Annotated in this window: 7 protein-coding genes and 2 pseudogenes; 2 read left to right on the plus strand and 7 right to left on the minus strand. The window is 50.6% G+C overall.

Going from position 1 to position 8,274, the window contains the following annotated elements; translation table 11 throughout:
- Window positions 1-13: 13 nt before the first annotated feature.
- From LPA44_RS18420 to LPA44_RS13060, 5 genes and pseudogenes are all read right to left on the minus strand, one after another.
- A pseudogene (locus tag LPA44_RS18420) lies at window positions 14-67 on the minus strand (zinc-ribbon domain-containing protein); the annotation flags it as partial.
- A gap of 351 nt (window positions 68-418) precedes the next feature.
- On the minus strand, window positions 419-832 hold the full coding sequence (locus tag LPA44_RS13045; protein ID WP_230889980.1) for a TRAM domain-containing protein: 414 nt from the start codon (window positions 830-832) through the stop codon (window positions 419-421).
- A gap of 54 nt (window positions 833-886) precedes the next feature.
- Window positions 887-1,039 carry a phage terminase large subunit family protein gene (locus tag LPA44_RS13050; protein WP_230889981.1) on the minus strand — a complete coding sequence of 51 codons (153 nt, stop codon included), beginning with the start codon at window positions 1,037-1,039 and terminating at the stop codon, window positions 887-889.
- A gap of 317 nt (window positions 1,040-1,356) precedes the next feature.
- Window positions 1,357-1,938, minus strand: coding sequence for a hypothetical protein (locus tag LPA44_RS13055; RefSeq protein WP_230889982.1), 582 nt, complete (start codon window positions 1,936-1,938; stop codon window positions 1,357-1,359).
- A gap of 115 nt (window positions 1,939-2,053) precedes the next feature.
- A pseudogene (locus LPA44_RS13060) lies at window positions 2,054-2,731 on the minus strand (IS6 family transposase).
- A 228-nt stretch (window positions 2,732-2,959) separates the two neighbouring features.
- On the opposite strand from LPA44_RS13060, the gene LPA44_RS13065 reads away from it, so the two are divergent.
- Window positions 2,960-3,406 (plus strand): hypothetical protein, encoded by a 447-nt coding sequence (locus tag LPA44_RS13065; protein WP_230889983.1) that lies wholly within the window; start codon window positions 2,960-2,962, stop codon window positions 3,404-3,406.
- Between the two features lie 343 nt (window positions 3,407-3,749).
- Entirely contained in the window at window positions 3,750-4,922 is a 1,173-nt protein-coding gene (locus tag LPA44_RS13070; RefSeq protein WP_230889984.1) for a Fic family protein, read from the plus strand.
- Window positions 4,923-5,100: 178 nt separating this feature from the next.
- Here LPA44_RS13070 and LPA44_RS13075 read toward each other — a convergent pair whose 3' ends face one another.
- Window positions 5,101-7,248, minus strand: a complete 2,148-nt coding sequence (locus LPA44_RS13075) for an AAA family ATPase (protein ID WP_230889985.1) — start codon at window positions 7,246-7,248, stop codon at window positions 5,101-5,103.
- Window positions 7,249-7,615: 367 nt separating this feature from the next.
- On the minus strand, window positions 7,616-8,274 hold a 659-nt coding region (locus LPA44_RS13080; RefSeq protein ID WP_230889986.1), incomplete at its 5' end, for an IS66 family transposase.

The raw sequence follows: 8,274 nt of genomic DNA on the forward strand, positions 1-8,274 counted from the left end.
GTTTTTCTCCGCGTCCACACTGAGGACACAGCTCCGCTTCTTCATCTAAGGTTTTCCCGCAGTTCCGACACTCATAGGCTCAACTTAGGTATTATATCCGCCTGCTGAATTCGCACCCTGGTATTCAGTAAGGTCGCGGAAACCTATCACTGGCGGAGGATTTCAAAAACGGCCAATCATTCTCTACTTTTCGGCTATTCTACTCGGCACTTCGGTGCATCAAACGCGAATCCATAGCCGACGAATAACACACAAAAGATCCGGGATATAGCCCTGAAGCCGCGAAAATACAGTATATCTCATCCTCTGGAAATCTACTAGTAGTTACTGTATTTGGAACCCGCTCCACACCGATTGACTACTAGTAGGAGCTCACGGGCCAGCACTCGCTCAGACAGAAATCGTACCGAGGGACTGTTTAGTCGTAATAACTCTCGCGTTCGACGACCTCGGCAAAGGCAACGTTCTCAGTTACCTCTGTGATTTCGACGGTGACACGCTCGCCTCGCTCGGTATCCGGGACAATGACGACGAAGCCACGCTCGACACGGGTGATTCCGTCCCCCTGATCACCAATGTCTTCGATTTCGACGGTTCGCTGTTCGCCTTCCTTAACAGGTGGCGTGCTCGGCGTCCGCTCACGCTGTGAGTCGGTAGTGTTCTCGTTAGCGTCGTCGGTGGCTGGTGACCCGAGCACAGCCACGCGGTACGTCTCACCGGACTGCAGCTCACCAACCTCAATCTCTTGCTCCGGGACCTCAATGAGATACGTCCCGTCGCGCTGTTCGACAGCGCCACCGAATAGACACCGCAGTTGCGTAGGAATCTCCATTACTCGTGTCCTGGTCGAGATACGATGTGACGGCCACTTGAGGCTGCTGTCTGGCTACTCCGGCGCAACGACCTTCTCGCATGATGGGCACTCCGCCCAGACACCGTCAGTCCCGTCGTTATTACTGTATTTAACGAGCATCCACGCGGCAGATATCGGTTCGCCGGACTCTGGGCACTGACCAAGCGACGAGTCATCGGTAGGCATGTCTAGGGGTGGAAGGAGCGTGTGACAGGTCCTTCCAGATGGATTTCGCTCCGTCCGGAAGGTAGCGTTTGGTGGGTCCGCTGACCATTCACCCCGGATTTCCGGAGAAAATCCCCACCAGTGCCATTCATGCAATGCCGGGAGAATATCGGGTGATCATGAGTGTGCGTGCGGTACTCGCTCAGCTCCTCCCCAGTGGCGAGCAGGAGGTCGTCGTGGAGTACCGCCACTGCGGAACGAACCTCTCTCTAGGCGAAGATCAGTGTCCTGACTGTGGATCAAGCGAATCATCAATCATATATCAAAAGTAAAATAGGTCATCCATATTTATCAGTAGAATTGGACAGTTCTGACTCAATCAACTCCATCAATTCCTGGTTTACAATACCAGACGTGTGCCGACCTGTTCGCTCGGCAGCACGTTGATTAACTTCGACTGCCACCCGCATAAGGTCATACAGTTGTCTGCTTGTGATTTCTGCCGTCTCGTCCGCCACAACTTTCCCCAAGCTCACTGACAGACTCTGAGGGTCTGTGCCGTCAATTGAAGTAAGATTAATGTCCAGATCTTTGGGGGCACCGTAGAGCTGATCCAAAAACTCTTCCGAGAGTTCTTCTATATCTTGGTAGACATCTGTATTCTTATATTCCCCTAGTCTAATCCCAATATGGGATTCTGCATCTTTTGGGTTTTGCTTCTGGTTTAACCAGAGTTGCAAACATTTGATGGCAAGCTTGTTTATTATTGGCAGAGTTTCATTATACCATTGGTTAATTTCATTTTCCTCTTCACGCTGTTTCCGACGATAGAATTTGTACTCAATTGGTACAATCTTATTCGCAATGAAACCAACAGATAGTCCAAAAAGAAATATAAGACTAGGAATAACCGACCCCATTATCTCATTCAAAGTGTTACTTTGCAGTGAGTTATATTTAATGGACAATGCAGAGAGTATTGTCTTCTACTAACCACACCAATAGTAGGGTGCATATTTGCCCTGTAGGCACTGTCTAGTTCTGGACCTCCTCGATCGGCGTTCTGCCATCGAGAGCCTGATGCGGTCTGTAGCGGTTGTAGTAATGCATGAACTGTTCAAGCTACTCGCGGACGCTTGACCGACTTCCCACCCACGAATTATGGAAGCTGTCAACCCGCATTTTGAGAGTGTGAAACCACTTTTCGATGAGGTTCTGATCGGTATAGTTAACCCGACCGCTCAATCCTAATCGAGTAAGGGAAGTCCGATAGCCGAACTGATCAACCAGAAATTCAGCCTCCGAGAGATCATGTTTCTCGCGGAGTCCAGCGAGGAACGTAGCCGCCGGATCGGTGCCATGTCGTCCGAACAACGCGACATCGAGGATCAACTTTGTGTCGATGTCTATTGCAGCATACAGCCAAGACCACTCACCGTTAATCTTGACAGCAGTCTCGTCAACGGCGACCCGCTTGGGCTGCGCCTCAGGCGAGTCGCAGCCGCTGTCAGATAGCCGATGCACCTAGTTCCAAACCGCGCTATGAGAGCGTTTTACGCCTAATTCCGCTAAGAGAGTTGTTATTTCTCTGAGCGAACAACCGGTCGAGTGGAGGCGGACGGCGAACGCCCTGACGGGCGTCGCCGTCCGCTCGTTCTCCCAAGTTTCTTCTAAATCCGGTTCATAGCTCTCGCTGAGCAGGTCTGCGAGCATCTTGACCAACTCACTCAACGGCCTACTCACTTCTCAAACTAACTCAACTAGACAGTGCCGCTGAGCTCGTTCTATCGAAAAAGTGGTGTCATACGCCCCATCCCAAACTGGACGGTAGGGCTTGGAAATTATAGATGAAAGAGACATAGTACAACAGACCATGACCAATCAATCGCTGAGCCAGCTGTGGAAGAAAGTTTTAATCTGTGTTATTCATGACTGGTTCGTATGGAAGCGGACATAATGGATGGGACTTGGGACCCATCAGAGGGCGAGAGTGCTCGCGTCCGAGTATTGCGGTATGACGATGGAGGCATGACAGTTGAATACCCGGGTAAAGAGGTCCCTCTCAAGGTAAATCGAAAGGACGGAGCGTCTCTTGAGATTCCGGAATCACCAGGCACCTACGAGGTATGTGGTGAAGTAACTACCACCATCTATCCTGTGACTACAGAAGAGCCCGTAGTTCATTCAGTCACTCTGAAAAACCCAGACATTCAAGAGGTATCTGATGAAGTAGAGCCTCTACCGCGCGATTCGTATGGTTCTGACGGTGAGAATATGAGTGCGGAAGATGTTGATGTCGGGGTTAATGAAGAGACGATTCCTGACGAGACCGTCGAGAAACAGATGGATGATTCTTCTAGGCAGCGTTCAGAGACGGATGACCGGTGAGCCGCGCCGATCTGTGGGTGTATACCCAATAACCTCGCCCCATGGGAAATAGCAACGGCCTTGCGTAAGCGTTTCTGGAACGAGACGTGACACACGGGTTTACGGTGAATTTTCCCGAGAACTGCCACAGTTTCCAGATCAAGGCCTTACTGCTATTATCGATGTGGAGGGCCCAGGCGTTCTATGAGAACCCGCAATATAATATCGATTATTGTGGAAAATACGCCTCGATGCCAATTGTCGCTTTCGTAGTTGTGCGAGTACGAATAGTACGGCTACTATTCTGATTTAGAGTCGAAAACAACAATAAGGTCGGTTGTGTTTGTACGATCGGTAACTGCTGATGGACCGAGATGACTTTGCTGAAACGGCCCCGGGAGAGATTGTTCCGACGACTACGTCAAAGGGAACGTATTCAGCGTTTCGCCCAGATCCTCTTCCACCAGACATCGACACCAAGGAGCTAATCACACCACTTGCAGAGGCCACTCAGGCACTTGGACGACTTCACGGAATTGGGCCTCGTGTGGGGTCTCGTGAAATTCTCATTGAGCCGTTCATTCGCAAAGAAGCACTCGAGTCATCTCAGATTGAAGGGACGCACGCAACCCTCTCTGACATCTATGCTTTCGAAGCCGGCCAGGAAGCCCTCATCGATGAAGACCGACGGCAGGGAACCCAAGAGGTCGTAAACTATCTTCATGCCCTCACACACGGGTTAGAGACGATCACAGCGGGCAGCCATGTAACCGTCGAGACACTCTGTGAGATGCATAATCGGTTGTTGTCTGGGGTTCGCGGAAATGAAGCCGACCCCGGCGAGCTTCGGGACACGCAGAATTTCATTGGCAGTACACCCTATATCCAGGATGCACGATACGTCCCACCACCGCCAAATGACGTTCCTGACCTTCTCAGCGGTCTCCTCGAGTATGCGAACCAAAACACCGATCTACACCCCCTCCTTCGAATCGGACTTGTCCACTATCAATTCGAAACTGTCCATCCATTCTTAGACGGTAATGGGCGGCTGGGAAGGCTGCTGATTAGCTTGCTTCTCCAGCGTGAGAATTTGCTCCCTGAGCCATATCTCTACCTTAGCTCGTATTTTAACGCTCGCCGATCAGAATACGTAGATCATCTACTATCGGTAAGTCAAGACGGTGAATGGGAGGAGTGGCTGCTATTCTTCCTCCGTGGAGTACAGTCACAGGCAGATGAAGCTCACCAGCGGGCGAATCTGCTCGTTGACTTGCGAGAGGACTATCAGCAACGGTACCAGAGTGAGCGGTCTGAGAACATTCTTGAGTTGGTGATGCGGCTCTTTGAGGACCCTTACTTGGACGTGAATACAGCAGCTGACTGGCTTGATGTTGGGTATAGCACCGCGAACCGCCTTGTTGACCAGTTGGAGGAGGACGGGATTCTTGAAGAGCTCACTGGGCAGGCCAGAAATCGATTCTATCGAGCAAACGAGATATTCCACATCATCAACAAACCAATAAACGAACTCTAAATTGGCAAGCTGAATAGTATCTCTTGTTCTGTTGTAGCCCTTCTTCGGTGATCGTTCTCAGAGGCCCTGCTGACCAAAAAGACGCACATCCCTTCCATGGGGAACCACAAGTAGACCGTAACAGACCGATAGCGTACAGGGTAGGCAGATGTCTGGTGAGACAGCCCATGCAGGCAGGTCAATCATCGAAGACTTGTTGTAGGAATTCTCCCAAATCTGGTCGTTCGCGGCTGGGGAGCGATTGAAAGAACGAGCGTGGTTCCACATCTTCGTAGTCCGTTTTGGGGTCGAAGGCAAGAGCAGCTTCGCGTTTGCCTAAATTTTGATCCTTCGGGTAATAGTCCTCGATCTCACCGCTCAGGAGCAGCACGTTTTCCTCAAGCAAAGCCTCAACTAGAGCTACTCGCTGTTCTTCAACGGCTGACTCCGGAAGAACATCAGTCGTGTTTTGTGTTTCGCAGGCAGCGAGAACTTTCGCCACCATATCTGCATGGTTCTCATTCACCGGGCTCTCATTTCGAATTCTCTCTTCGAGGTCCTCAAGCCGGTCAAATGCGTTATCCCACGGTTCGTGTGTGACCTCAGTTGGCAGGTTGTTGCGGTTGTATCCCGAGCTGTCAAGTTCGTCCTCGGCTGCTTCCTGCAGTTCCTCGGCTAGTTCGATAGTGGCTGGTTCGTCACTGATGTTCTCGATTTGGTCTTGGACGGCGTCAATATCGAGAATAGAGTACGTAGTAATACCGAGGTTTGATAAGAAGTTGTGAAAGCGCGTCACTTCGGATTTCCCGCCAACCTCCATTATTGGAATGCCAGACGTTCTGAAGTCCCACTCACCATCGAGATGAGGTGCTAACTTCTGTAGAATAATACGATCGCAGGCGCCTTCGACAAGCACGATTTGGTCAGAAAAAATGTACTCAGAGACGCTGTTCAGGTCAGTGACGAGTGGCCGGTCAGATTCGTCTATCACTCGCACTAAGATTGAGTGGAACTGTGTGACTGTCGTCGCTTCAGCGTCGTTTTTTCGAACGATATTGATTGTGTCCAGGATTGTATGGTCAATAAGAACAGGGGAGTGAGTTGAGAAGATAACCTGATTTTGGCTGTCAGTGATTTTGGAGAGGGCAGAGAGCAGTTGATTCTGGAGTTGTGGATAGAGATAGAGTTCAGCTTCCTCGAAGAGAATGAGGAGTGGCGGCGCTTTCGAATTGTCGTCCTGATCGTCTGCAGTGACACTGAGGCGTCCTTGTTGGAGGTCGGCAAGTGTTCGCAGGAGACTGAAAATCAGGGTTCGTTTGACACCTTCGCCGACGTTTTCTTTAGAGAGTGACCCGTCAAGGTGTGTTTCGTCGATTTTGATGTCTGCGCCGGAGAAAATGTAGTCCATTGAGAAGTTGGGGAAATCAAAGGAGACCTCACGGTCATCGAATGTCTCACTAAGATGGTCTGTAACGTGATTTTCGATTTTCGTGATACCATCATGGTCCTGAAACTCGAAGCCTTCTAACTGTGCTTCAAGTTTCTTCTCGAGTTCTTCTTTGACGCCTTCAGAGATAGCGTCGACCAATTCTCCCACTTCACCGCCTCGCTTTGTGGTTGAGTCCATCTCTTTGACCGCTGGAATCGTGATGACATCGGGGAGGAGGTTTTCTCGGACTGCTGTTACTGTACCTTGGGGAAAGTCAGTGGGGGCAATTGTCAGGGTAAGCTCGTCCTCGTACTGGCTTACGAATTCTTGATGCCTACTAGTCCAGATGGCCTTGTTGCGCTGCTTCTCTCTAGGGATGATATCGGCCAATCGTTCATATCGGTCCACCATCTCGCTCCGGTAATCGGCTTTTGAATAGTTCTTGTCTGACTTCTGCTTCTCCCAGAGCCGATTCCGTACCTCCTCAATTGAACTCTTTCGCAGATCTTCGTCTTCTGGAACGCGCTGCAAAAGCTTGAACGACGGACTGGAGTCTTCCTCACCATCGAACTGGCGACAAATCCCCAGAACTTGGTCATAGGGCTCATACTCAGAGATAAGGATATCTCTGATAGTGTTTCGTTTTTCGGCGTCTTTGATTCGGTCTAAATCCCCAGAATTGATCTTGAAAAATCCCCTCACTTCGGCGACTTCGTTATCCCGTTTTTGCCAGAAGAGTTCCTCGTCATTCGTTTTCTTTTCTTCTCTGAGCAGAAACCGTACCGCGGATAGAATGTTTGTTTTGCCAGCGTTGTTTTCGCCAACTAAACAGTCAAGACCTTGGAATTCAATTGAATCCTCTGCCGTCTGGTCTTTTATTGACCGAAAGTGTTCTATCTCAATATCGACCAGCTTCATGCAGAGCAACAATCAACTACAGATAATGAAATTACTGCATACAAGTTGAGGGGTTAGAAATGTTCAACGAGGACTGAGCGTTGAGATGAGTCACCTGGAATTTAATGAGAGTTGATTTCCGCTCATGGCCTATGAGCCATGAGATGGCTCAGTTACTCTTATAGTATATATGAAATCGGGAAGTCACTTATCCGTCCTATAGTAGAATCTGGAAGTCTTTGTAGTGGTACCCATCGTAGATAGGCGAGCTTAGTCGGTTCTTGAGGATCTGGTGAGAGATGTGAGTAGACACTTCTGGAGATTACTATAGGCTTTCGCTTGAGGGCACACTGCATTCATATTCAACTAATAATTAAAAGGTACGTGTTTACCCCGAGGACGGAACAGCGGGTACAGCCTGGGCTCGTGAAATCATCTCGTTGTTTCGAGCGATTCGCTTGAACTCTTCGTAGGGATTGCGTCCCTGCTGGCGCCACGTCGCCAGCAGGGACAGCAGCGTCTCATGCACAAACATGCCGCGGTCGTTGCGGAGCGTTCCGATGAGCTTCCGGAGAACCACTGGCTCACGAAGCGCATTTTCAGCGGCGTTGTTCGTTGGGGAGACCGCTGGCTCACCGATGAAGGTGAGCCAGTGGTCGAGGCCTCCTTCGATCTTGCCGAGTAGTGTTGCCACTGGTCCGTCGGGAACTGACCGCTCTATCAGCGATTCAAGCTCTCTTCGCGCCACACGCTGGAGTTCTGCTCGCTCATGGACTGTCACGTCGCTCTCCAGCTGCGTCTGGAGAGCGACGTACAACTGTTTGAGGGCACGGTAGATCGGTTCACCTTCCGCCTGTTTCTCGGCGGCGTCTTCAGCCTCCCGGAGAATATGCGCCCAACACCGCTGGAGGTTGCTGCTAAAAGCCGGATACGCCGTCCACCCATCACAGACAACCGTTCCCGCGAAGTCCTCGCCGAGGACTTCCGCGGGAACATCACTTCCACGACTCTCCCTGACCGCGTACAGCGTGTGTTCCTCGGTGGTGA

This window comes from Halobacterium sp. KA-4 (assembly GCF_021028995.1).
Taxonomy (GTDB): Archaea; Halobacteriota; Halobacteria; order Halobacteriales; family Halobacteriaceae; genus Halobacterium.